This window comes from Pseudodesulfovibrio indicus (genome assembly GCF_001563225.1).
Lineage (GTDB): Bacteria > Desulfobacterota > Desulfovibrionia > Desulfovibrionales > Desulfovibrionaceae > Pseudodesulfovibrio > Pseudodesulfovibrio indicus.
Map to the genome: position 1 here is coordinate 1,783,807 of NZ_CP014206.1, position 24,636 is coordinate 1,808,442.

16 protein-coding genes are annotated in these 24,636 nt (G+C 65.9%); 13 read left to right on the top strand and 3 right to left on the bottom strand.

All coding sequences use genetic code 11. The annotated features are described in order from the left end of the window. Positions 1–407 precede the first annotated feature (407 nt). Entirely contained in the window at positions 408–2,483 is a 2,076-nt protein-coding gene (locus AWY79_RS08020) for a S16 family serine protease (protein WP_066802303.1), read from the top strand. On the opposite strand, the gene AWY79_RS08025 is transcribed toward AWY79_RS08020, so the two are convergent. Together AWY79_RS08025 and AWY79_RS08030 are read right to left on the bottom strand one after the other, a co-directional pair. Next, positions 2,461–3,792 carry a sigma-54-dependent transcriptional regulator gene (locus AWY79_RS08025; RefSeq protein ID WP_078063703.1) on the bottom strand — a complete coding sequence of 444 codons (1,332 nt, stop codon included), beginning with the start codon at positions 3,790–3,792 and terminating at the stop codon, positions 2,461–2,463. The two genes, AWY79_RS08020 and AWY79_RS08025, sit on opposite strands and share 23 nt — an antisense overlap. Next, positions 3,789–5,201 (bottom strand): sensor histidine kinase, encoded by a 1,413-nt coding sequence (locus AWY79_RS08030; RefSeq protein WP_078063704.1) that lies wholly within the window; start codon positions 5,199–5,201, stop codon positions 3,789–3,791. The genes AWY79_RS08025 and AWY79_RS08030 overlap by 4 nt, the downstream gene beginning before the upstream one ends. 211 nt (positions 5,202–5,412) lie before the next feature. Here AWY79_RS08030 and AWY79_RS08035 point away from each other — a divergent pair, with 211 nt between their 5' ends. From AWY79_RS08035 to AWY79_RS08055, 5 genes are all read left to right on the top strand, one after another. Next, positions 5,413–6,063 (top strand): TetR/AcrR family transcriptional regulator, encoded by a 651-nt coding sequence (locus AWY79_RS08035; RefSeq protein ID WP_066802306.1) that lies wholly within the window; start codon positions 5,413–5,415, stop codon positions 6,061–6,063. After that, positions 6,056–7,288, top strand: coding sequence for an HlyD family secretion protein (locus tag AWY79_RS08040; protein WP_078063705.1), 1,233 nt, complete (start codon positions 6,056–6,058; stop codon positions 7,286–7,288). The genes AWY79_RS08035 and AWY79_RS08040 overlap by 8 nt, the downstream gene beginning before the upstream one ends. Position 7,289: 1 nt before the next feature. Next, entirely contained in the window at positions 7,290–8,864 is a 1,575-nt protein-coding gene (locus AWY79_RS08045) for a DHA2 family efflux MFS transporter permease subunit (RefSeq protein ID WP_066802312.1), read from the top strand. A gap of 44 nt (positions 8,865–8,908) precedes the next feature. Continuing rightward, the gene (ybaK, locus tag AWY79_RS08050; RefSeq protein ID WP_066802314.1) at positions 8,909–9,373 is read left to right on the top strand and encodes a Cys-tRNA(Pro) deacylase; all 465 of its coding nucleotides are present in this window, start codon (positions 8,909–8,911) and stop codon (positions 9,371–9,373) included. Between the two features lie 141 nt (positions 9,374–9,514). Then, positions 9,515–11,128 (top strand): NADP-dependent glyceraldehyde-3-phosphate dehydrogenase, encoded by a 1,614-nt coding sequence (locus AWY79_RS08055; RefSeq protein WP_066802316.1) that lies wholly within the window; start codon positions 9,515–9,517, stop codon positions 11,126–11,128. 139 nt (positions 11,129–11,267) lie between these two features. Here the strand turns inward: AWY79_RS08055 and AWY79_RS08060 are convergent, their stop codons facing one another. Beyond that, positions 11,268–17,579, bottom strand: a complete 6,312-nt coding sequence (locus tag AWY79_RS08060; RefSeq protein WP_066802318.1) for a VCBS domain-containing protein — start codon at positions 17,577–17,579, stop codon at positions 11,268–11,270. A gap of 630 nt (positions 17,580–18,209) precedes the next feature. Here AWY79_RS08060 and AWY79_RS08065 point away from each other — a divergent pair. From AWY79_RS08065 to AWY79_RS08095, 7 genes are all read left to right on the top strand, one after another. Beyond that, a complete protein-coding gene (locus AWY79_RS08065) occupies positions 18,210–18,626 on the top strand; it encodes a PPC domain-containing DNA-binding protein (RefSeq protein WP_066807104.1) in 417 nt (138 codons plus the stop codon). 3 nt (positions 18,627–18,629) lie between these two features. Beyond that, positions 18,630–19,226, top strand: a complete 597-nt coding sequence (locus tag AWY79_RS08070; protein ID WP_066802320.1) for an ECF transporter S component — start codon at positions 18,630–18,632, stop codon at positions 19,224–19,226. A gap of 18 nt (positions 19,227–19,244) precedes the next feature. Next, entirely contained in the window at positions 19,245–20,051 is an 807-nt protein-coding gene (locus tag AWY79_RS08075; RefSeq protein WP_066802322.1) for an energy-coupling factor transporter transmembrane component T family protein, read from the top strand. Next, a complete protein-coding gene (locus AWY79_RS08080; RefSeq protein WP_066802324.1) occupies positions 20,042–20,914 on the top strand; it encodes an energy-coupling factor ABC transporter ATP-binding protein in 873 nt (290 codons plus the stop codon). The genes AWY79_RS08075 and AWY79_RS08080 overlap by 10 nt, the downstream gene beginning before the upstream one ends. A gap of 1 nt (position 20,915) precedes the next feature. Next, complete coding sequence (locus AWY79_RS08085) at positions 20,916–21,713, top strand: energy-coupling factor ABC transporter ATP-binding protein (RefSeq protein WP_066802326.1); 798 nt, start codon at positions 20,916–20,918, stop codon at positions 21,711–21,713. Positions 21,714–21,876: 163 nt separating this feature from the next. After that, positions 21,877–23,871, top strand: a complete 1,995-nt coding sequence (locus AWY79_RS08090) for a GNAT family N-acetyltransferase (RefSeq protein ID WP_066802328.1) — start codon at positions 21,877–21,879, stop codon at positions 23,869–23,871. 13 nt (positions 23,872–23,884) lie between these two features. Next, a complete protein-coding gene (locus AWY79_RS08095; RefSeq protein ID WP_066802330.1) occupies positions 23,885–24,496 on the top strand; it encodes an SET domain-containing protein in 612 nt (203 codons plus the stop codon). Positions 24,497–24,636: the final 140 nt, after the last annotated feature.

Below are 24,636 nucleotides of genomic sequence, written 5' to 3' on the forward strand. Positions count from 1 at the left end.
CGGGGAGTCGGATAAAGGGCGATTGTCCGCAAACGACGGGGGGTGGTGTTTTTTCCGGGTGATGCAGAACGCAACGCTGGTCGGACCGATTTTCGGAGCGTGAACAGGTTTGGCGTTCAAGGTTGAATAAATGTGCAGATTATTTTCGATGGATGAAAATGAATGGTACCTCGAAATCCTTGAACGGCGGGGTGTTGCCATCGGCGCGGGCTTCGGCGCCAACGGTTTTCCGCCCTGATTCGGCCTCTTCCGGCCAAGGGAGCGGCCTTGTTGCACATTGCAACCTTAACAACTTGTTTTGCCCATGTTAGATAAGGATTATAAGGCACTGCGGCCGCCGTTCCAGATGGCGGCCGCCCTTCCCGCACCGACACGGCGGACAACGACGCATCCAGGAGGCGACGGATATGGGTTGGTTCGGCAAACGCGGTTCATCCCGCCCGGTTGAGGAACCCCCTTCCAGGGACGCGGTTCCCGTTTCCGCTCCCGCGAAACCCGCGCCCAAACCGCACGATCCCCTGCGCGAGCAGGTGGAGTCCGCCGGGCTGCCGCCGGAGATCCTGGACGCGGCCAGGGGCGAGTGCGACCGGCTGGAGTCCGTTGACCCGGCCTCGCCGGAATACGCCATCAGCCTGAATTTCCTCGAAGTCATCCTCTCCCTGCCGTGGAACAACGTGACCAGGGACAACCTGGACATCAACCGCGCCGAGCAGGTTCTCGGCGCGCGGCACCACGGGCTGCGCAAGGTCAAGGACCGGGTCCTGGAGTTTCTGGCGGTCAAGAGCCTGTGCGCCCGGCGCAATCCGCGCATCCTGCTGGTGGACGACGAGCTCATCGCCCGCGAGAACCTGACCATCGTGTTCGAGGCCGACGGCTTCGAGGTGGAGGCCGTGGGCAACGGGCTGGAGGCCGTGGCGGCCATGGAGCGCGAACCGGCCAACATCGTCGTCTCGGACCTCAAGATGGAGGGCATGGACGGCATGGAGCTGCTCCAGGTCCTGCGCAAGCGGTGGCCGGACACCAAGGTCATCATGATCACCGGCTACGCCACGGTGAAGACCGCCGTGGACGCCATGCGCCAGGGCGCGGACCAGTATCTGGGCAAGCCGGTCAACCTGACCAAGCTGCGCTCCCTGGTGGCCGAGCTGTGGGAGCAGAGCCTGCGGGCGCAGCACCTGCGCGGGTTCGTGCTCTGCTTCACCGGCCCTCCGGGCATGGGCAAGACGTCCATCGGCCGGGCCATCGCCGAGGCCCTGGGCCGCAAGTTCATGCGCCTGTCCCTGGCCGGGCTGCGCGACGAGGCCGAGCTGCGCGGCCACCGGCGGACCTACGTGGGGGCCATGCCGGGCCGGATCATCCAGGGCATCCGCAAGGCGGGCACCCGCAACCCCGTGATCATGCTCGACGAGGTGGACAAGGCGGTCCAGGACTTCCAGGGCGACGCCACGGCGGTCCTTCTGGAGATGCTCGACGCCGAGCAGAACCACGCCTTCGTGGACCACTACCTGGGGCTGCCCTTCGATCTTTCCAACGTCCTGTTCATCTGCACGGCCAACGGGGTGGAGCGTCTGCCCGCGCCGTTGCGCGACCGGCTGGAGGTCATCGAGTTCCCCAGCTACACCCCGGCGGAGAAGCGCAGCATCGCCACGCAGTACCTCATCCCCGACCTGCTCCGGCAGCACGGGCTGGACGACCGGCTGGTGTCCGTGCCCGAGGAGACCGCCGGTGCGCTCATCGCGGGCTATACCCGCGAGGCCGGGCTGCGCGGCCTGCGCCAGCAGGTGGCCTCATTGTGCCGCAAGCTGGCCAAGCTCGTGCTGGCCGAGGACCTGGGCGCGGTGACCGTGGACGTCCCCATGCTCCACGAACTGCTCGGCGCGCCGCCCTTCGCCTCCACACCGGCCCAGACCCGGCCCAAGGTCGGGCTGGCCACCAGCCTGGTCTGGACGGACAACGGCGGCGAGATCATCTTTGTGGAGGCCGCCCGCATGCAGGGCAGCAAGCAGCTCATCCTGACCGGCTCCCTGGGCGAGGTCCTGCGGGAGTCCGCCCAGACCGCGCTCAGCTACTGCCGCAGCCACGCCGACCTGTTCGGTATCGACCCGGACTTCTACGCGGTGTCCGACATCCACGTGCACATTCCGGCGGGCGCGGTCCCCAAGGAGGGGCCGTCCGCGGGCGTGGCCATCACCATCGCGCTGCTCTCGCTGCTCACCGGGCGGCCCGTGCGCCAGGACGTGGCCTCCACGGGCGAGCTCTCCCTGCTGGGCGAGGTCCTGTCCGTGGGCGGGGTGCGCGAGAAGCTCATGGCCGCGCGGGCGGCGGGCATAACGGTGGTGGTGCTCCCCAAAGGGTGCGAGGGAATGGTCCGGTCCGTGGAGGACGAGGTGCTGGAGGGGCTGGACATCCGGTTCGTTTCCACCATGGAGGAGGCCGCCGGAGTCGCGCTCTGCGACGCGGCTACTCCAGATCGTAGCGCTTGATCTTCCGCCACAGCGACACCCGATCGATGCCGAGGATGCGCGCGGCCTGGGTCTTGTTCCCCGCCGATGCGGCCAGGACCCGCTTTATGTGCGACCGCTCCAGGTCCTCCAGGGTGGGCAGGGCGGCCTTGGTCTCGGTGCGCGCGATCTCGGCGGGCAGCAGGTCCGGAGTGAAGGACGTTCCCTGGCCCATGGCCAGGGCGCGCTGCACGATGTTCTCCAGCTCGCGCACGTTGCCGGGGAAGGGATAGCTCATCAAAATGTCCAGGGTGTCCTGGTCGATGGAGTTGATGGACTGTCCCGGCTGGCGGTGCTTTTCCAGGAAATGGCCGATGAGGATCGGGATGTCCTCGCGGTGCTCGCGCAAGGGCGGGGCGTGCAGGGTGACCACGTTCAGCCGGTAGTAGAGGTCCTGGCGGAACTCGCCTTTCTGGACCAGCTCCTGGAGATCGCAGTTGGTGGCCGCGATGACCCGGATGTCCACCGGAATCTCCTTGGTTCCGCCCACGCGCAGGAAGTTGCGCTCCTGAAGCACCCGAAGCAGCTTGACCTGCATGTTCAGAGGCAGCTCGCCGATCTCGTCGAAAAATACCGTGCCGCCGTCCGCGGCCTCCAGGATACCCTTCTGGCCCCGGTTGGCGCCGGTGAACGCCTCCTTCTCGTGGCCGAACAGCTCCTTGTCCATGAGCTCGGCGGTGAACGTGCCGCAGTTGATGGCCATGAACCGCTCGCCCGCGCGCGGCGAAACCATGTGGATGCCCTGGGCCACCAGCTCCTTGCCGGTGCCGGTCTCGCCCTGGATGAGCACGTTGCAGTTCATCTGGCCCAGCTGGCGGACGTCCTTCTTGAGCTGGACCATGACGTCGCTCTGGCCCACCAGGGGCAGGTCGCTCTTGCCCTGGGCGATGATCTCCCGCAGCCGCAGGACCTCCACGGACAGGGCGTGCTGTTCCAGGGCCCGCTCCACCTGGAGGCGCAGTTCGTCGAGCTTGAGCGGCTTGGCGATGTAGGAGTGCGCGCCCTTTTGCATGGCCTTGACCGCGTTGGCCACGGTGGCGTGGCCCGTGACCACGATGACGATGGTCAGGGGGTGGTGGGCGCGGACGTGCTCCAGCAGCTCGATGCCGTCCATGCCGGGAAGCATCAGGTCGGTGATGACCAGGTCGAACTCCCGCTTTTCCAGTTCGCGCACCCCTTCCTCGGCCGAGGCCAGGGCAGTGACTTCATAGCCGGTGTTGGTCAGCACGTGGGTCAGGTTCTCGCGGGCGATGCGCTCGTCCTCGATGACCAGGATGGCGGCGGTGATCATGCGGCTTCCTCCGGCTCCAGCGGGAGCTTGATGGTGAAGGTGGTCCCTTCGCCCGGCGCGGAGTCGGCCCGGATGGTGCCCTGGTGCTCCTCGATGATGCCGTAGACGATGTACAGCCCGAGCCCGGTTCCCTGGCCCACCTCCTTGGTGGAGAAGAACGGGTCGAAGATGCGCTGCAGGGTGTCCGGGGTCATGCCCGGCCCGTTGTCGGAGATGGTCAGGACCTTGTGGTCCGTCTCGCGCGAGGTGGCGATGCGGATGATCCCCTCCTTGTCGCCGATGGCCTGGATGGAGTTGATGACCAGGTTGAGGAGCGCCTCCTGGAACCGCTGGCGGTCCAGGTACAGGGTGACCTCGTCCGGGACCTCGATCTCGACCTTGATGCGCGGCCCGAGCTGGCCGGAAACCAGGCGCACCGCGCTGCTCAGCACTTCCTTGAGGTTGCACGGCGCGGGCGAGAAATCCTTGTGCCGGGAGAACTCCAGCAGCCCCTTGACGATGTCGCGGGCGCGCAGGGTCTCCTGGGTGATGTTGTGCATCATCTTGTCCGCGAACTCGTTCTGTCCGGCGGTCTCCTCCTCCAGGATCTGGGCCGAGGTGGAGATGTTGTTCAGCGGGTTGTTGAGCTGGTGGGCGATGCCCGAGGCCAGCGTGCCGATGGACGAGAGCTTCTGGGCCTGGACCAGCTGGGTCTGGCGCTTCTTGAGCTCCTCGACCATGGAGTTCAGGGCCACGAAGACCTGCTGGATCTCGTCGCCGTCGTTCTTCACGGCCAGGGGAACGAAGGTCCCCTGGGCGATGCGCCGGGTGGCCTCCTGCACCTGCCGGAGCGGGCCGAGGATGGACTTGGACACGAAGAAGACCAGGGCCAGGACCACCGAGGCCACCACCGCCATGGAGATGATCAGAGTCATGCGCAGCCGCTGGTTGATGTTCAGGATGTTGTCGCGCTCCAGTTCGGCGATGGCCCGCGAGTGCTCCACCAGGCTCTGGCCCGTCTCGCGCAGGGCGTGGGCCGCCGGGGAACTTTCGCCCGCCTCGCCGGGCTGGCCGCTGATCTCCTGGAGCAGCTCGCCGTACCGGGCGATGCCCTGGACCAGCTCCGAGCCGTGCGGCTCGCCGTGGAGCTTGGCGATCTCGCCGGACAGCTCGGCCACGGCCTCTTCGGCCCGGACCAGGTTTTCGCGGCCCACCGAGAACAGGGCATGGTCGCGGTAGAGGAAGAAGTTCTTTTCCTCGCGCCGGATCTCCAGGATCAGGTTGCGCAGGTCGTCGGCGCGCTCCACCAGGAGGACCGCCTGTTGCAGCCGGTTGATGTTGGACAGGGACAACAGCGCGATGCACCCGAAGGCCAGGGTGAAGATCGCGATGCCGATGACGATGGTTTGTCTGAGATTGGGTCTGAACATGTCCGCTGTCCTCATGCGCATGATTTGCATGTGTTTTCGACACTATGCCCGGCCAAGGGAAAAGGCAAGGGCAGGGCGGAGCCGGGGCCTGGGCCAGTACCCGGGGTCAGTAGTTGACAGTGCAACTAATCGAGGAGTACTTCACCTCCTTCCAGAACTGACCGGTCAGTTTTACGTCCGGCTCGATCCGTCCGAATGGGAGGCGACCAAGATGAAGGAATATGGCGACAAGGAACAGCGCATACTGGACACGGCCGCGGACCTGTTCGCCCGCCAGCCGTTCCACAAGGTGCTCCTGAGCGACGTGGCGCGCGTGGCCGCGGTGGGCAAGGGGACCCTCTATCTCTATTTCAAGAGCAAGGAGGCCCTCTACTTCGCGGTCCTGTTCCGCGAGTTCTCCATCCTGGTGGACCGCATGCGCGGCTATCTGGACACGGGTGGGCATCCCCCGGCGGAACAGATGAATGGCGTGGTCCGCATCCTGGCCGACCACCTCTTCGCCAAGGCGTACAAGGCCGAGCTCCTGAGCTTCGTGGTCGGTTGTCCGATCACCGAGGAATGGCGGGCCAAGCGCAGGGAACTGTGGGACCTGATGGAAGGCATCATCCGGCGCGGCCTGGACCAGGGCGTGTTCCGGGACGAGGACCCCAAGCTGACGGCCCGGTTCGTCACCGGCCTGGTCCGGTCGGCCTGCCTGTTCGCCCCGGAAGGCATGGACGAGGAGACCCTGTGCCTCCACGCCCAGAGATTCATCCTGCGGGACTTGAGGCCTAGAGCGTTTGCGATGCGGTCGGCGCACCGGCGGGACCGGGACTTGCGCGGCCGCGATAGAGATATCATTCAGAGGGAAACAGATGATTGAAGAGAAGGGTAAAGGCGGATTGGGTTCCAAGATGCAGGGGTTGAAGGGCATGGGCAAGCGCAAGACCTTGCTGCTCGCGGGCGCTGCCGCGTTTCTGGCGGCGGTGCTGGTCGGCTACCCCGCGTACCTGCGGATCATGTCCCACGAATCCACGGACGATGCCTTTGTGGAGGCCCACGTGGTCTCCATGAGCCCGCGCGTGGCCGGACACGTGGCCCGGGTGTTGGTGACCGACAACCAGTGGGTGGAGCAGGGCGAGCTGATGGTCGAGGTAGACCCGCGCCCCTTCGAGGTGGCCCTGGACATCGCCCAGGCGAGCCTGGAATCCGCCAACGCGGCCCTGGAAGAGGCCGAGGCGGAGGTCGGCGCGGCCCGCAGCGTGGTGGACCAGCAGGGCGCGGCCCTGTCCTCGGTGGTGGCCGGGCTGGCCGAGGTCAAGGCGGGGGTGGCCGAATACGACGCCGAGCACAGCCGTGACCAGAACGATTTCAAGCGCATGGACGAGATGGTCGAGGCCGGGGCGGTGAGCCGCCAGGAGTACGACCATGCCGTGGCCCAGGCGGCCATGAGCCGCGCCAAGCTCGACTCCGCCCGCAGGCGGGTGGACACCCATTCGGCCCAGATCCGCCAGGCCCGCGCCTCGGCCCAGGCCGCTGCGGACGGTCTGCTCCAGGCGCAGGCCGTGGCCGAGAAACGGCGCGCCGAGGCCCGCCAGGCCGAGGCCGAGGTGGCCCAGGCCCGGCTCGATCTCTCCTACTGTCGCATCACCGCGCCGTGCGCCGGGTACGTGACCAAAAAGTCCGTGGAGCCGGGCTCGTACGTCCAGGTGGGCCAGAAGCTGCTGTCCGTGGTCGGGGCCGACGTCTGGGTGGTGGCCAACTTCAAGGAAACGCAGATTGCCTCCATGCGGGCCGGGCAGCCCGTGGAGATCGAGGTGGACGCCTACCCCGGAACCGTGTTCACGGGGCATGTGGACTCCATCCAGCGCGGCACGGGCTCGCGCTTTACCCTGCTTCCGCCGGAGAACGCCACCGGCAACTTCATCAAGGTGGTCCAGCGGGTGCCGGTGAAGATCGTCCTCGACGAGCGCAGGGGCGACGGCCACCTGCTCGCGCCCGGCATGTCCGCGGTGCCCACGGTGAACGTGGGCCGGGCTTCGGGCAGCGCCCTGGCCGCGAGTCCTCCCGAAAGGCTTGCCGGGACCGACGGAGAGGCCGCGAACTAGCATGTCTCTGTTCAAGGATCCGGAGGAGATGTCTCCGGCCGAGCGCTGGACCATCGCGTTCACGGTGGTCTTCGGCGCGTTCATGGCCGTCATGGACACCAGCGTGGTCAACGTGTCCATGCCGCACATGATGGGCGGCTTCGGCACGGACCTCTCGGCCATCACCTGGGTGGCCACCAGCTACTCCATCGCCGAGATCATCATGGTCACCATGTCCGGCTGGTGGAGCGCGCTCATGGGCCGCAAGAACTTCTACCTGGCGTCCTTCGCCCTGTTCACCGTGGGCTCCATCCTCTGCGGCACGGCCACCACCTTCCCGCAGATGATCGTTTACCGGATCATCCAGGGCATCGGCGGCGGGGCGCTCATCCCCATCTCCCAGGCCATCCTGCGCGAGACCTTTCCCCCGGCCCAGCAGGGCATGGCCATGGCGCTCTACGGCATGGGCGTGGTCCTGGCCCCGGCGCTGGGGCCCATCTGCGGCGGCTGGCTGACCGACGCCTGGGGCTGGCCGTGGATTTTCTACATCAACGTCCCGGTCTGCGCCCTGGGCATGCTCCTGACCATGCGCTTCGTGCACGACCCGCCGTACCTGCGGCGCGGCATCCAGGCCGTGGACTGGCTCGGCATCGGGCTCCTGACCGTCTGCCTGACCGGCATGCAGGTGGTCCTGGAGCGCGGCAACGACGAGCAGTGGTTCGACTCCCCGATGATCGTCTGGTGGACCGGGGCCACGCTGATTTCGCTCGGCGCGCTCATCTTCTGGGAGCTGCGCTGCAAGGACCCGGTGGTCAACCTGCGGGTGCTCAAGGATCGCAACCTGGTCTTCGGCTCGGTCATGGGGCTGGTCTTCGGCGTGTCCCTGTTCGGGACCACCTTTGTCCTGCCTCAGTTCACCCAGAAGATCCTCGGCTACCCGGCCTTCGAGTCCGGGCTGGTGCTCGCCCCCCGCGCACTGGTGCTGATGGTCATGATGCCCGTGGCGGGCTGGGCCTTCCAGCGGGCCGGGGCCAAGCCGCTCCTGCTGGCGGGCATCGGGGTCATCGTCTATTCCTACTACCTGCTGATGCAGCTCAGCACCACGGCCGGTTTCCCGGACCTCATCCCGCCCCTGGTGGTCATGGGCATCGGCATGCCGTTCATGTTCGTGCCGCTGTCCACGGTCTCCCTCATCTCCGTGGACCGCTCCCTGATCACGGACGCGTCGAGTTTCTACACCCTGACCCGGCGGGTGGGCGGCAACATCGGCTACAGCCTGGCCGCCGTGCTGCTCGACCGGGGCGAGGCCATCCACCGCGCCTATCTCACGGACCACGTCAGCGAGATGAGCCCGGCCACCCGGGACTGGCTGGCGGGCATGGTCCAGGCCCTGCTGGCCAAGGGCGTGGGCGCCGCCCAGGCCATGAACGTGGCCCTGGGGCTGCTGGAGAAGAACGTCATGCGCCAGGCCACCATGCTGGCCTACAACGACATCTCCTTCGTCTTCGGCTGCCTCTTCTTCGTGCTGGTGCCCATGGTCTTCTTCCTGCCCGGCAGGACGGCGATCCGCGCGCTGATGGGCCGGAAGACGAAGTGATCCGCGCTCTTGCGGCCCGCAAGGCCTTGGGCTAGGTTGCGTCCATGACACCGGCAATCAATGCGGCCAAAAAGGCCAAGATCACGTTTACGGTCCACGAATACGAACACGACCCGGCGGCCCCGTCCTTCGGGATCGAGGCTGCCGAGAAGCTCGGCGTGCCGCCGGAAAGGGTCTTCAAGACCCTGGTGGTGGACGCGGGCGGGACTCTGGCCGTGGCCGTGGTCCCGGTCCTGCTCAAGCTGGACCTGAAGGCGGCGGCCAAGGCGCTGGGTGCCAAGAAGGCGGCCATGGCCGAGGCCAAGGCGGTCGAGCGGACCACCGGCTACGTGCTCGGCGGGGTCTCCCCTCTGGGCCAGAAGAAGCGGCTGCCCACGATCCTCGACGAATCCGCCCGCCACTGCCCGACCGTGTTCGTCAGCGGCGGCAGAAGGGGGCTGGACATCGAGCTTGCGCCCGCCGATCTCGCTGCCCTGACCCGCGCCGGTTTCGCGCCCGTCGCCCGCTGATTTCTTCCGGCATCCCGACCCGGCCCGCCCTGACGCGGGCCTTTTTTTTGCCCGAAAAAGCGGTTGTCTTCCGTTTGGCCGTCCAATATTATGCCAGCTTGGGCATAATCAAATGACCCGCCAAACACGCGGACGCACGACATGAAAGCACTCGGCACCCTGTTCCCCGAAGATTCCTCCATCCCCGAACAATTCCGCCTCGACGCCCCCCTCGACGAAACCCGATACCTGGTTGACGGTCGTCTGCTCGACTGGAAGGGCGAGATGCAGATCGTGGACTCGGCCATCGAAACCGGCGTGGACGGGGTCTACGCTCCCAAGCGCATCGGCTCCTGCCCGCTCATGGACGGAGCCGCCGGAGCCGAGGCCGTGGCTTCGGTCCAAAAGGCGTGGGACCACGGCATGGGCGTCTGGCCGACCATGAGCGTGGCCGACCGCATCGCGCACGTGGAGGAATTCACCCACCGCATGATCGAGCGCCGCGAGGAGATCGTCCGGTTGATGCTCTGGGAGATCGGCAAGCCGTACAAGGAATCCTGCGTCGAGTTCGACCGCACCGTGGAATACATCCGCGACACCATCGACGCCCTCAAGGGGCTGGACCGCGCCTCCTCGCGCTTCGTCATCCAGTCCGGCATCTATGCCCAGATACGGCGCGCGCCGCTCGGCCCGACCCTGTGCATGGGGCCCTACAACTATCCGCTGAACGAGACCTTCGCCACCCTGATCCCGGCCCTGCTCATGGGCAACCCGGTGATCATCAAGCCGCCGCGCCACGGCAAGCTGCTCTTTGTCCCGCTCATGGAGCCGTTCCGGGACTGCTTCCCGGAGGGCGTGGTCAACCTCGTCTTCGGCAACCGGCAACTGATCAAGCCGATCCTGGAATCCGGGGCGATCAGCGTCCTGGCCTTCATCGGCTCCAGCGAGGCGGCCAATGCCATGCGCCTCTCCCATCCCAGCCCCAACCGGCTGCGGTGCATCCTCGGCCTGGGGGCAAAGAACGCCGCCGTGATCATGGAATCCGCCGATCTGGACCTGGCCGCGTCCGAGGCCGTGTCCGGCAGCCTTTCCTTCAGCGGCCAGCGCTGCACGGCGCTCAAGATCCTGTTCGTCCACGAGAGCCTGGCGGAGGAATTCATCCGCCGGTTCAACGAGGGCATCAAGTCCATGCCCATCGGCATGCCGTGGGACGAGGGCGTGCGCATCACCCCCATGCCGGAGCCGGGCAAGATCCGCTATCTGACCGAGCTGCTTGAGGACGCCGAAGCCCACGGGGCCAAGGTCGTCAACCCCGGGGGCGGGGCCGTGGATCGCAGCCTGTTCCATCCTGCCGTGCTCTACCCGGTGAACGGCGCCATGCGCGTCTACCACGAGGAGCAGTTCGGCCCGGTGGTGCCCATTGTCCCGTTCCGGGATATCGAAACCCCCATCCGCTACCTCATCGAGTCCCGCTACGGGCAGCAGATGTCCATCTTCAGCGACGACGCGGGCGAGGTCGCCTCCCTGATCGACCCCATGGTCAACCAGGTCTGCCGGGTGAACGTCAACTGCCTGTGCCAGCGCGGTCCGGACAGCTTCCCGTTCACCGGGCGCAAGGACTCCGCCGAGGGCACTCTGTCGGTGGACGACGCCCTGCGCTGCTTCTCCATCCGCACCCTGGTGGCGGCCAAGGGGACCCCGCGCAACAAGACCCTGCTGGCCGAGATCACCCGCGACCATGCGTCCAACTTCCTGAGCACCGACTTCATCATGTAGGCCGGGGCAGCCCGCAAATAAGGGGAGGCCCGGAAGGTGTTCCTTCCGGGCCTCCTTTTTGAGGGTTCTTCGTTCATCGGCGGGTCATCCGCCATCCTCGATCAGGGAGGACGTCTTCCCGGCCACGGCGCGCCTTGCTCTAGAGCGTGCCGTTGTTGCCGGAGTCGATGATGGACTGGATGAGCGCATTGAGATCGTCGCTCGTGGTGATTTCCACGGTCTGGTGCACCGCGTCGTTCACCGGGTTGACCCCAAGCAGGTTCACGGTGATGTCGTCGGTCCCGTCGATGTCGGAGAACACCAGGCTGACATCGCTGCTGTCGGAAGTGATTTCAACGGTCGCTCCCTCCATGTTCCCCAGCACCAGCCGATCACTGTCGCTGAAGTCCGTTATGTTGACGGTGCCGGAGTCGCCACCGAGGTACAGAGGATCGATAACGATGGTGTCGTGGCCCGCGCCGGAGGTCACGGTGTCGCCGTCCGCGGGGAAGAGGACATCGTTGCCGGCGGTGCCCAGCAGGGGATCGGCCCCGCTCGCCACGCTGTTGGTGTTGACGTTCAGCGAGATCTCGATGAACGCGGTGTCGGTCCCGCCGAGGCCGTCGGACACGGTGTACTCGAAGACCTCGGTGGAGCTGTGGTCGAGGTTCTGCCAGCCGCCTTCGCCGTCGACTTCCTCGAACGGGGTGTAGGACCACTCGCCGGTCTCGTAGATCTTCAGCGCGCCGAACTCGCCGTCGATCATGTGGTAGTCGCCGCCGATGTCGGACCCTGAGGTCGGGTTGCTGGCGGGCAGGTTGGCGGAATCGATGTCGGACACCGAGAGCTGCATCAGGCTCGGGTCGCCGGCCGTGGCCGCGTCGTCGTAGTCGATGTTGTCGATGTCGAAGTCGTTGGCCAGCACGTTGCCTGCGGCCAGGCCGGTGATGAGGTCATCGCCGCCGGTGACCGTGGTCAGGCTCTCCATGCCGAAGGCGCCGTCCGGGATGAACACGATGGTGTCGAACTCGAAGCCCGGAGTGATGAACACGGAGTTGCCCACGTTGGTGTACAGCGTCGGCGAGCCGCCGCCGATCGGGTAGACGTAGGCGTTCACGTGGTTGTTGCCCTGGGCGATGAACTCGATGCTGAAGGAGCTCTGCGGTTCGTCGAACTCGAAGGTGATCTGCTCCTGGCCGCCCTGGTCATCGACCTTCTGGTCGTCGCCGGAGCCGTTGGTGTAGATGCCCAGGTGCTGGTCGTTGCCCCAGGTGGTGAAGGCCACGTTCTGGATGGGCTGGTTGTTCGCGTCGAAGGATTCGGCGGTCACGGTGTAGCCCGGGCCGTAGATGACCGAGCCGGACACGCCGCTCCAGTCGTCGATCACGGTTTCGACGGTGTGCGTGATGAAGATCTCGTGCGAGCCGTCGTGGACCGCGATGGGCGAATCGTTGGCCGGGTTGATGGTCACGGTCAGGGTGGCCGTGTCGGTCAGTTCGCCGCCGGTCTGGTTGTCGCTGACCACATAGGTGAACTCGTCGGTCACCGGGTCGTCGCCGATGTTCAGCGGGTCGGTTGCGGACTTGTCTTCCACGTAGTGGTACGAGCCGTCGTCGTTCAGGTACAGGGTGCCGAACTCGCCTTCGATGACGTGGTCGGCGGTGTAGGCGTCACTGACCCGCACGGGCGGGGTGGCATCGCCGGAGTACAGGATGGAGCTGACGGACAGCTCGACGTGCGCGTTGTCGATGTCGGTGTCGTTGGTCAGGATGTTGCCGGACACGTCACCGGCAGCCGCGTCGTCGATCGCTTCGGTGAAGGAGTTGACGTCCACGGTTGCCACCGGGGAGTCGTTGGCTCCGGTGATGGTGATGGTCAGAGTCGCGGAATCGGTCAGCCCGCCGTCGCTCACCTCGTAGGTGAAGACGTCGGTGACCGGCGCGTCGTCGCTGTTCAGCGGATCGGTCGCGCTCTTGTCCTCGACGTAATGGTACGAGCCGTCGTCGTTCAGGTACAGGGTGCCGAACTCGCCCTCGATGACGTGGTCGGCGGTGTAGGCGTCGCTCACCCGCACGGGCGGGGTGGCCGAGCCAGAGTACAGGATGGAGCTGACGGACAGTTCACCGTGGTCGTTGTCGATGTCGGTGTCGTTGGTCAGGATGTTGCCGGACACGTCGGCGGCCAGCCCGTCGTCGATCGCTTCGGTGAAGCTGTTGACGTCCACGGTCGCCACCGGGGAATCGTTCGCGCCGGTGATGGTGATGGTCAGGGTGGCCGTATCGGCCAGCGCGCCGCCGGTCTGGTTGTCGCTGACCACATAGGTGAACTCGTCGGTGACCGGCGCGTCGTCCGTGTTCAGCGGATCGGTGGCGTTCTTGTCCTCGACGTAGACGTAAGAACCGTCGTCGTTCAGGTACAGGGTGCCGAACTCGCCTTCGATGATGTGGTCGGCGAGGTAGAGGTCGCTGACCCGCACGGGCGGAGTGGCGTCGCCGGAGTACAGGATGGAGCTGACGGTCAGTTCCGGGGTCCCGCCGTCGCCGAGGTCCACGTTGTCGATGTCGGTGTCGTTATCCAGCACGTTGCCGGACACGGCATGGAACGGGGCGTCGTCCACCGCTTCGGTGAAGCTGTTGACGTCCACGGTGGCCACCGGGGAGTCGTTGGCCCCGGTGATGGTGATGGTCAGGGTGGCCGAGTCGCTCAGGGAGCCGCCGCCCTGGTTGTCGCTCACCTCGTAGGTGAAGACGTCGGTGACCGGCGCGTCGTCGCTGTTCAGCGGATCGGTCGCGCTCTTGTCCTCAACGTAGTGGTACGAGCCGTCGTCGTTCAGGTACAGGGTGCCGAACTCGCCCTCGATGACGTGGTCGGCGGTGTAGGCGTCGCTCACCCGCGCGGGGGGGGGGGCGGAGCCGGAGTAGACGATGGAGGACACGGACAGTTCCAGGCCGGGATTGTCGATGTCGGTGTCGTTGCTCAGGATGTTCCCGGACACGTCGGCGGGCATGCCGTCGTCGACCGCTTCGGTGAAGCTGTTGACGTCCACGGTGGCCACCGGCGAGTCGTTGGCCGGGGTGATGGTGATGGTCAGAGTGGCCGAATCGGTCAGCGGGCCGCCGGTCTGGTTGTCGCTCACCGCGTAGGTGAAGACGTCGGTGACCGGCGCGTCGTCCGTGTTCAGCGGATCGGTCGCGCTCTTATCCTCGACGTAGTGGTACGAGCCGTCGTCGTTCAGGTACAGTGTGCCGAATTCGCCCTCGATGACGTGGTCGGCGGTGTAGGCGTCGCTGACCCGCACGGGCGGGGTGGCCGAGCCGGAGTAGACGATGGAGTCTACGGACAGCTCGACATGCGCGTTGTCGATGTCGGTGTCGTTGGTCAGGATGTTGCCGGACACGTCGGCGGGCGTTCCTTCGTCGATGGCTTCGGTGAAGCTGTTGACGTCAACCGTCGCCACCGGGGAGTCGTTCGCGCCGGTGATGGTGATGGTCAAAGTGGCCGAATCGGTCAGCGGGCCGCCGGTCTGGTTGTCGCTCACCGCGTAGGTGAAGACGTCCGTGACCGGCGCGTCGTCCGTGTTCAGCGGATCGGTCGCGCTCTTGTCCTCGACGTAGTGGTACGAGCCGTCGTCGTTCAGGTACAGGGTGCCGAACTCGCCCTCGATGACGTGGTCGGCGGTGTAGGCGTCGCTGACCCGCACGGGCGGGGTGGCCGAGCCGGAGTAGACGATGGAGTCTACGGAGAGCTCGACGTGCGCGTTGTCGATGTCGGTGTCGTTGGTCAGGATGTTGCCGGACACATCACCGGCCAGCCCGTCGTCGATGGCTTCGGTGAAGCTGTTGACGTCCACGGTGGCCACCGGGGAGTCGTTGGCCCCGGTGATGGTGATGGTCAGGGTGGCCGAGTCGCTCAGGGAGCCGCCGGTCTGGTTGTCGCTCACCGCGTAGGTGAAGACGTCGGTGACCGGCGCGTCGTCCGTGTTCAGCGGATCGGTCGCGCTCTTGTCCTCGACGTAGTGGTACGAGCCGTCGTCGTTCAGGTACAGGGTGCCGAACTCGCCCTCGATGATGTGGTCGGCGGTGTAGGCGTCGCTGACCCGCACGGGCGGGGTGGCCGAGCCGGAGTAGACGATGGAGTCTACGGACAGCTCGACATGCGCGTTGTCGATGTCGGTGTCGTTGGTCAGGATGTTGCCGGACACGTCGGCGGGCGTTCCTTCGTCGATGGCTTCGGTGAAGCTGTTGACGTCAACCGTCGCCACCGGGGAGTCGTTGGCCGGGGTGATGGTGATGGTCAGGGTCGCGGAGTCGCTCAGGGAGCCGCCGGTTTGGTTGTCGCTCACCGAGTAGGTGAAGACGTCCGTTACCGGCGCGTCGTCCGTGTTCAGCGGATCGGTCGCGCTCTTGTCCTCAACGTAATGGTACGAGCCGTCGTCGTTCAGGTACAGGGTGCCGAATTCGCCCTCGATGACGTGGTCGGCGGTGTAGGCGTCGCTGACCCGCACGGGCGGGGTGGCCGAGCCGGAGTAGACGATGGAGTCTACGGACAGCTCCACGTGCGCGTTGTCGATGTCGGTGTCGTTGGTCAGGATGTTGCCGGACACGTCGGCGGGCATGCCGTCGTCGACCGCTTCGGTGAAGGAGTTGACGTCCACGGTGGCCACCGGCGAGTCGTTGGCCGGGGTGATGGTGATGGTCAGAGTGGCCGAATCGGTCAGCGGGCCGCCGGTCTGGTTGTCGCTCACCGCGTAGGTGAAGACGTCGGTGACCGGCGCGTCGTCCGTGTTCAGCGGATCGGTCGCGCTCTTGTCCTCGACGTAGTGGTACGAGCCGTCGTCGTTCAGGTACAGGGTGCCGAACTCGCCTTCGATGACGTGGTCGGCGGTGTAGGCGTCGCTGACCCGCACGGGCGGGGTGGCCGAGCCGGAGTAGACGATGGAGTCTACGGACAGCTCGACATGCGCGTTGTCGATGTCGGTGTCGTTGGTCAGGATGTTGCCGGACACGTCGGCGGGCGTTCCTTCGTCAACGGCCTCGGTGAAGGCGTTCCCGTCCGCATCCGCCACAGGGGCGTCATTGGAGCCGATGACCGGGATACGCAGGGCCGCGTAACCGAACTTGTCCCCGTCCCACATGGAGTAGTAGAAGGTCTCCACCGGGTTGTCGCCGATGTTCAGCGGGTCCGCCGCGTTCTGGTCGAGCACGTATTCGTAGGAGCCGTCCGCGTTGATGGTCAGCGTGCCGTAGACGCCGTCCACCGTCAGGTTGCCGGAACCGTCGGGCGCGGAGTCGTACTGGTAGGTGCCGGAGCTGTAGATGCTGGTCACGCCGAGTTCGATGAGCCCGTCGGGATCGGTGGGGGCCAGGTTGCGGTAGCCGGGGTCCAGATCCTCGTAGCCGACGTTGTCGATGTCCGAGTCGTTGTGCAGGACGTTGCCGGAAACGGCGGCGACGCCGGCCACGACGGTTCCCTGCTCGATGACTTCGGCGGACAGGTCGTCAAAGGCGTCCGGGCCGTCGTTGGAGCCGGTGATGGTGATGGACAGGGTGGCCGTGTTGCTCACGTTGCCGTCCGGGTCGATGGCCGTGTAGTCGAAACGCTCGACCGCCTCCTCGCCTTGGCGCAGCGGGTCGGCCAGGTTCTCGTCCAATACATATTCATAGGAGCCGTCGGCGAAGATGGTCAGCGTGCCGTAAAGCCCGTTGACCTGGGTGCCGGTATCCGAGACCTCGACCGCGCCGGGGTTCGTGCCGGTGAAGTCGTTGCCCGCGAAGTCGATGGTGCGGATCGAGAGTTCGGTCTCCACGCCGTTCGTTTCGGGGTAGTCGATGTTGTCGTCGTCAAAATCGTTGAGCAGCAGGTTGCCGGTCACGGAGTTGACGAATTCGCCGCCTTCGTACTGGCCGTTATCGCCTTCGCCTCGATTCCAGCCGCTCTCGACGAGCGCGTTGAAATCATCCACTGCGACCGGCGGTACAGGCTGGGGTTCGGCGTCGATGATTTCCTCGACGATGGGGTCAACGGCGGGGAAAAGGTGCGGGTCATAGGCATCGCCCTGGCCGCCGAGGGCCGTCAGGCCATCGAACAGCATGCCCGCGTCGTCGGTGTATTCTCCGGCGCCCGAACCGGTGGCTCCCGCCCCGGCTGCGGTTTCCAGGTCGTCCTGGGTCTGGGGTTGGTCGGTGTCGAACGCGAACAGGTAGACGTCACCGGCTACCTGCTGTCCGTCCATCATCTCGAAGAGGGGCAGGGTGTTTGCGTCGGCCAGGAGCAGATAGTCCAACAGGACGACCTTCCCGCCGCCTTCCACCGTGATTTCAAGGTCGTTGCCTACGCCCTTGAACTCCGCTTCCGAGAGATCGAAATCAAATCGTACCAGCGAGTCCGACGTCAATCGATACGACGTGGACCGTCCCGCACCGGGCAGCAATACCCGGACGATCGGGGCTTGGGTGATGGTGGTATCGGTCATAATATCCTCCCTTGCAAGTATGAAATATGTGGAAAATCGGGTTTATTTCCTTGTCACTTAGATATACGGATGCGGTCACCCCGAAGGCACAGTATTAAACTATGTAAAACCGGGATGTTAAAATGTGGAAAAGTCGGATTTTTCGGTCTGTTTCGATGGCCTGTCAAAAGGGACGCCATGCGGCATTCCAGAGTGTGGTGGTATGGATTAAACAGGGGTTTGCACTGTTCCTTGTGAAAAAGAAATTGTCCTGAAAAGAGTTATCAACTGTGGGCTCGTGAGAATAGTAATAATTATCATATTGAAAATTCTGACTATTTCCCAATCAGGTATATTTCTCGGTTTTTTTTGCAATCCATGTGACCTGTAATTTTCCCCATCACAGGTGCCCACGAATTCGCCGATTTTCGGCATTTTTTGGGCCTTGGCGTGGTATCATCCCGAAATTGATGGTTTTACTGCCATCCCAATGGAGGGCCGGGTAGTGTCGGCACGTAAATAGATCAAACATATTGACACTATTCATAAATAAAATATGAAGGGAGGTGTCCGTTAACCGCAGGATCGTTCCGGCGGGACGAAGCGGAAAAATGAATTTTCGGGACAGGGAGTTCGGCAGTGGACGGAGGCATGGAGACGAGGCCGGTGGCGGTGCGGCTGCACCCGGGACAGGACCTGCTCGTGGAGTTGGAGCGGCTGTTTGCGCAATCCAAGGCCGGGGCCGGTTGCATCCTGACCTGCGTGGGCAGCCTGACCACGGCGGTGATCCGTTTCGCCAACCGTCCGGAATCCGCCACCCTTACGGGGCATTTCGAGATAGTCTCCCTGACCGGCGTGTTCTCGCCGGACGGGGCGCACTGCCACCTGTCGATTTCCGATGGCGAGGGGCGGACCCTGGGGGGCCACCTGATGGAAGGGTGCCGGGTCTACACCACCGCCGAGATCGTGGTCGGCCTGTTGCCGGGGATGCGTTTCACGCGGCCCCTGGACACCGAGACCGGCTACCCCGAGCTGAAAGTGGAAACCATCAAACCGGATGAGGAGTAGGGTATGGGCATTTCCGAGCAACTGAAGAAAGAGTTCACCACGTTCACGTTCGTCCTGATCGCCGTGGCCATCGTCCTGAACATCGCGGTGGGGCAGCTGGTTTCGCTGCTCAAGCTGCCGATCTTTCTCGACTCCATCGGCACGGTGCTGGTCGGCGTCCTGGCCGGTCCCTGGGCGGGCGGCCTGACCGGCCTGCTGACCAACCTCATCTGGGGCGTGATCACCTCTCCCGTGGCCGCCGCCTTTGCGCCCGTGGCCATGGTCATCGGCATCACGGCGGGACTGTGCGCCCGCTACGGCCTGTTCCGCACCTGGTGGCTGGCCCTGCTCAGCGGCGTGATCATCACCGTGTTCAACGCCGTGGTGGCCGTACCCATCCGCCTCTACATGTTCGGCGGCATCACCGGCAGCGGCGCTGACTTCGTCACCGCCTACATGCTCGCTCTGGGCCGCGACCTGTTCGGCTCCGTGGTGGTCACGGTGTTCACCGCCAACCTGCTCGACAAGGTTGTCACTGCGCTCCTCGCCTGGGGCGTGGTCAAGGCGCTGCCCGGACGGACCACGGCCCGCTTCCCCGGCGCGCAGTCCGTGACTTCCTAGTCCTCGGGCGGTTCCGCCATGGCCGATACCTCCGCGACCCTCTTCGTCGAGGGGCGCTCCCTCGTTCACGGGCTCAACCCGCTGACCAAGCTGGCCTACATCCTGCTCGCGGCGGCGCTGGCCTATGCCCCTCCCGTCCGGACCACGGCCGGGACGTGGCTCGTCTGCGCCGTACTGCTGGCCGTGAACGGCGGGCTGCTGGCCTCCTCCGGGACGGGGGCCAGGGCATGGTCCCTGCTGTGGAAGGTCATGCTGCCGCTGGCCCTGTTCATGGTCCCCATCCACGGCTTGCTCCACCCGGACAACCGGACCGCGCTCGCGGCCTGGCACGGGGTCGCGGTGTACCGCGAGGGACTCCTCTTTGCCGGGACCGTACTGCTGCAGGTGGCGGTGGTGCTCACCGCCTCCCTGCTCTTTGTCCTGTGCACCCACCCGGCGGACATCGTCACCTCCGTGACCCGGGCCGGGCTGTCGCCCAAGATCGCCTACCTGGTGGGCAGCCCGCTGCTCATGCTTCCGGCCATGCGCGCGCGGGCGGCCTCGGTCCAGGCGGCCCAGCGGGCGCGCGGGCTGGACTCCGAGGGAGGGCTGACCAGGCGTGTCCGGGGGCTCTTCCCCCTGGTCAAGCCGTTCCTGCTCGGCGCGCTCATGGACATCGAGCAACGCGCCGTGGCCCTGGAGGTGCGGGGCTTCAACTCCCGCACGGCCCGCTCGGCCTGGCGCGAGGTCCGGGACAGCGGCGCCCAGCGCTGGGCCAGGCGGCTGATGCTCCTCGGCTCCCTGGGCCTGATCCTCTACAAGGCGGCGGGGCGGCCATGGCTCTGATCTCCCTTGACGGGCTCTCCTACGCCTATCCGGCGACCGACGTCCCGGCCCTGAACGGCCTGAACCTGGCCATCGAGCCGGGCACGTTCACGGCGCTGGTCGGGCGCAACAACGCGGGCAAGACCACGCTGTGCTACGCCCTGGCCGGGGTCATCCCCCATCTCTACGGCGGGACCATGGACGGGCGGGTGACCGTCGACGGGCTGGACACGCGGGATTCGGACGTGGCGGACATCGCCCTCAACGTTGGGCTGGTCATGCAGAACCCGACGGCCCAGTTCTCCGGCGCGCGCTTCACCGTGTTCGAGGAGGTCGCCTTCGGCCTGGAGAACCGGGGCGTGGCGAGAGAGGAGATGGCGGACCGGGTGGGGCTCGCCCTGGCCCTGGCCGGGGTCGAGGACCTCGCGGACCGGTCCCCCGCGAGCCTGTCGGGCGGCCAGCAGCAGAAGGTCGCCCTGGCCTCGGTCCTGGCCTGCGACCCTCGGGTCCTGGTTCTGGACGAGCCGACCACCTTCCTCGATCCCCGCGCGGCGCTGGCGCTCTTCGAGACCCTCGATTCCCTGCGGCGCGAAGGGCGGACCATCGTCATGGCCGAGCACCGGCTGGAATGGGTGGCCCGGTTCGCGGACCGGGTGCTGGTTCTGGACGGCGGGCGGGTGGTCCTGGACGGTCCTCCGGGAGAGGTCCTGGCTTCTCCCGCGTTGGCCGAGGCCGGGCTCTGCCCCAATCGCTACACCGAGGTGGCGCGGCTGGCGGCGGGGCAGGGGATGTGGGAGGCCGGACGGCCGCCCGCGGTCACCCTGGAGCAGGCCGTGGCCGGGCTCGAGGCCGGTGCGGGAATCCGGCCCGGCGGGGAGGGGTAGCATGCTGGCCGAACTGCGCAACGTCACCTTTTCCTATCCCGGCGGGGTCACGGCCCTGCGGGGCGTGTCCCTATCCGTGGCCCCGGGCGAGTGCGTCGCCCTGGCCGGGCACAACGGGTCGGGCAAGTCCACCCTGGCCCGGCACCTGAACGGGCTGCTGCGCCCGGAATCCGGCGAGGTGCTGCTCGACGGGCGGTCCACGGCCGGGTGCACGGTGGCGTCCCTGGCCTGGAAGGCGGCCCTGATGTTCCAGAACCCGGACGACCAGATCTGCAAGAGCCGGGTGGAGGAAGAAGTGGCCTTCGGACCGCGCAACCTCGGCTTCGGCTCGGAGCGGGTGGCGGAACTGACCGGCTGGGCGCTTTCCCTGTTCGGCCTTGCCGGGCGCGGCGGCGAGAACCCCTACGACCTGGGGTTCGGCGAGCGCAAGCGGCTGGCCCTGGCCTCGGTGGCGGCCATGAACACCCCCCTGTTGGTCCTGGACGAACCCACTGCCGGGCTCGACTCCTTCGAGACCGGGCTGCTCGCCTCGGCCCTGGCCGAGCTGCGGGAAATGGGCAAGGGCGTGATCCTGATCAGCCACGACATGGACTTCGTGGCCGAGAACTGCGAGCGGGCCGTCTGCCTGGAGTCCGGGCGGCTGCGCTACGACGGCTCCGTGGGCGGGCTGTTCGAGCGCGGGGACCTGCTCGAATCCTGCGGCCTGCTTCCCTGCCAGGTGGCCCGGTTGTGCGCCCGTTTCGGGGTCCGTCCCGAGCGCTTCGCACCGTCCGATTTCCTGGCTTCGTTGCAGCGCTGAAACTCCCGGACCACGGGCGTCCCGGCCCTGTTTCAAAAAAGGGCGGGGGTCCCCTCCTTTTTCTGTTTACCTGTGGTGAAACGAGGTATATGGGAGGCTCATTCTCAGGCGTGCGGATTATGACCTGAGGCCCTTTTTTCGCCCATCTGCGGGAGGCTGTTGCATGAGCCTTGCGTGCGAGACGCCCAACGTCTCATATCCTTCACATTCCGTCCGCCAGGCGACCCTTGGCGACCTGCCCGTGTTCGAGGCCTGCGAACGGACCGGGTTCAGTGAAAACCGGCAGAGCTCGCGCGCCAGCCTGAAGCGCAGCATCACCAGCCCCAGCCAGCTGGCCCTGGTCATCGAGCGCAAGGAGAAGCGCAGGAAGCCGACTCCGGCCGGCACCGCCGTGGTCTTCCAGTACAAGCGGTCCCTGCGCATCTACTCCCTGGCCATCCTCACGGAGCACCGCCTGCTCGGTCTGGGCGAAGCGCTGCTGCGCCACATCGTGGAGTTCGCGGCCAGCCACGGCTACGAGCGCGTGTCGCTGGAAGCGGACATGAACAACCCCAAGCTGGTCAACTGGTACCGCAAGTTCGGGTTCGAGCCCATCCGCACCCTCTCCGACTATTACGGGCCGGGGGAGCCCGCCGTGCGCATGGTGCTCATGCCGTCCAGCCGCGAGGGGTCGCCCGAGAGCGTGGTCATCGTGGTGGACGAGCCGGGCAGGGTCAAGGGTTGCTGCCCCGGCGTGCAGTTCGTGTCGGCCACGGACTACCTGTCCGACACCAACTACGCCAACTCCAACCGGTTCCACGTCCTGAACCTGTGCAACTCCTACAGGACCCACTCCATGGGGTACTACGTCTCGCTGCTGGCCACGGCCCGCAACCACCGCGTGACCCCGTCGGTGATGACCGTCAAGGACGTGACCACGCCCCCGGTGGCCCAAAGCCTGCTCGACGAGATCAAGGACGCCATCCATCCCAAGCCGCTGCCAGCCCGGGGCGAGGTCCTGGAGCTGACCATCATCCTGGGCCGCACCGAGGACCCGTGCCGCGCCGAGCTGGGCCGCAAACTCTTTTCCCTGTTCACCATCCCGTTCTTCACCATCACCATGGAGCGCCAGGACGGGTGGAAGTTCCGCAAGGTCAAGGTCCTGCACCTCAAGCAGGTGGCCAAGCGGTACCCGGAGCTGCTGCGCGAGGCGCTGGCCGGATACTGCCTCAAGAAGCGGTACAGCCGCCCCCGGCTCAAAAGCTACCAGTACGACCTGGCCATCCTGGTCAACGGCAAGGAGCCCACGCCGCCGTCCTGTCCCCAGGCCCTGGAGAAGTTCCGCAAGGCCGCCGAGCGCGTCGGCTTCTTCGTGGAGTTCATCACCAAGGCGGATCACCGGCGCATCTGCGAGTTCGACGCCCTGTTCATCCGCGAGACCACGGCCATCGAGAACCACACCTACGCCATGTCGCGCCACGCCTACACCGAAGGGCTGGTGGTGGTGGACGACCCGTGGTCCATCATGCTCTGCTCCAACAAGGTCTACCTCCAGGAGCGGCTGGCCAACGCGGGCGTGAACCAGCCGCGCGGCTGGCACCTGACGCGCAAGGATTGCACGGACCGGTTTCTTGGCTCCCTGCCCCTGCCCCTGGTCCTGAAGCTGCCCGAAAGCTCGTTCTCGCTGGGCGTGTTCCGCGTCTCCTCCGTGGAGGAGCTCAAGGCCAAGCTCGCCGAGATGTTCGAGCGCACGGACCTGGTCATCGCCCAGGAGTTCCTGGTCTCCCAGTACGACTGGCGCATCGGGCTGATGGACAACACCCCGCTGTTCGCCTGCAAGTACTACATGGCCAACAACCACTGGCAGATCTACAACTGGCAGGAGCCGGAGTGCGACGAGGGGTTCAGCGGCCCGTCCGAGACGGTGTCCGCCAACCAGGTGCCCGCGCACATCCTCAAGGCCGCCATCCAGGCGTCGTCGCTCATCGGCAACGGCTTTTACGGGGTGGACCTCAAGGACATCGGCGGCAAGGCCTACGTCATCGAGGTCAACGACAACCCCAACGTGGACGTGGGCATCGAGGACCTGGTCCTGGGCGACGAACTCTACGAGCGCATCATGCGCTCCATCTACAACCGCATCGAAGCCGAACGGCATCAGATACGCTACATCTACTAGCGAGGGACAAATCGTGATCCATCCGTACACCAGGGTGCTCTCCGGCGATCCCGCCATCGGGGTCGGCGTGTTCGCCACCCATCCCATCCCGCGCGGGACCATCGTGGTCGTCCGCGACCGGTTCGACCTCTGCCTCAGCCGGGAGGAGTTCGCCCGGCTGCCCGCGCCCCAGCGGGAGACCATGGAGACCTATCTCTATCACGACAAGTGCGGCAACCTGGTCCTGAGCTGGGACCACGCCCGGTACATGAACCACAACTGCCACCCCAACACCATGATGACCGACTACGGGTTGGAGATCGCGGTCCGCGACATCGGCGCCGGGGATGAGATCACCACCGAGTACGGGCTGCTCAACATCCAGGAGCCCTACGCCATCTGCTGCGGGTGCGAGAGCTGCCGCGAGCACCTGCGGCTGGACGACATCGACGTCCACGCCGAGGCCTGGGACCGGCTCATCCGCGAGAGCCTGCTGCGCATCCCCAGGGTGGAGCAGCCGCTCTACGACCTGCTTCAGGGCGACCAGCTCGACCGCATCCAGGCCCTCGTTTCCGGGCAGACGGACTACTCCTCGGTGCGCAACCTGAAGTGGCTGGCCGACCCCGACTGCCGGTTCTCGGAATAGGGACCGCCGGGATTTTCACGGCGCGACAGGGCGGCCCGTTTCTTTCGGAAACGGGCCGCCCTTTACTTTCACCACGATTGTGCGAGGATGGAGGAAACGATCCCCGGCCGCTTCGTCGGCCCGATCGGAAACGCAATCGG

Excerpts from the sequence above, each read along its gene's own strand:
- AWY79_RS08060 (WP_066802318.1), bottom strand. The coding sequence starts at position 17,579 with ATGACCGATACCACCATCACCCAAGCCCCGATCGTCCGGGTATTGCTG.
- AWY79_RS08075 (WP_066802322.1), top strand. The coding sequence starts at position 19,245 with ATGGCCGATACCTCCGCGACCCTCTTCGTCGAGGGGCGCTCCCTCGTT.
- ybaK (WP_066802314.1), top strand. The coding sequence starts at position 8,909 with ATGACACCGGCAATCAATGCGGCCAAAAAGGCCAAGATCACGTTTACG.
- AWY79_RS08030 (WP_078063704.1), bottom strand. The coding sequence starts at position 5,201 with ATGTTCAGACCCAATCTCAGACAAACCATCGTCATCGGCATCGCGATC.
- AWY79_RS08035 (WP_066802306.1), top strand. The coding sequence starts at position 5,413 with ATGAAGGAATATGGCGACAAGGAACAGCGCATACTGGACACGGCCGCG.
- AWY79_RS08065 (WP_066807104.1), top strand. The coding sequence starts at position 18,210 with ATGGAGACGAGGCCGGTGGCGGTGCGGCTGCACCCGGGACAGGACCTG.
- AWY79_RS08040 (WP_078063705.1), top strand. The coding sequence starts at position 6,056 with ATGATTGAAGAGAAGGGTAAAGGCGGATTGGGTTCCAAGATGCAGGGG.
- AWY79_RS08025 (WP_078063703.1), bottom strand. The coding sequence starts at position 3,792 with ATGATCACCGCCGCCATCCTGGTCATCGAGGACGAGCGCATCGCCCGC.
- AWY79_RS08085 (WP_066802326.1), top strand. The coding sequence starts at position 20,916 with ATGCTGGCCGAACTGCGCAACGTCACCTTTTCCTATCCCGGCGGGGTC.
- AWY79_RS08070 (WP_066802320.1), top strand. The coding sequence starts at position 18,630 with ATGGGCATTTCCGAGCAACTGAAGAAAGAGTTCACCACGTTCACGTTC.
- AWY79_RS08055 (WP_066802316.1), top strand. The coding sequence starts at position 9,515 with ATGAAAGCACTCGGCACCCTGTTCCCCGAAGATTCCTCCATCCCCGAA.
- AWY79_RS08045 (WP_066802312.1), top strand. The coding sequence starts at position 7,290 with ATGTCTCTGTTCAAGGATCCGGAGGAGATGTCTCCGGCCGAGCGCTGG.
- AWY79_RS08020 (WP_066802303.1), top strand. The coding sequence starts at position 408 with ATGGGTTGGTTCGGCAAACGCGGTTCATCCCGCCCGGTTGAGGAACCC.
- AWY79_RS08080 (WP_066802324.1), top strand. The coding sequence starts at position 20,042 with ATGGCTCTGATCTCCCTTGACGGGCTCTCCTACGCCTATCCGGCGACC.
- AWY79_RS08090 (WP_066802328.1), top strand. The coding sequence starts at position 21,877 with ATGAGCCTTGCGTGCGAGACGCCCAACGTCTCATATCCTTCACATTCC.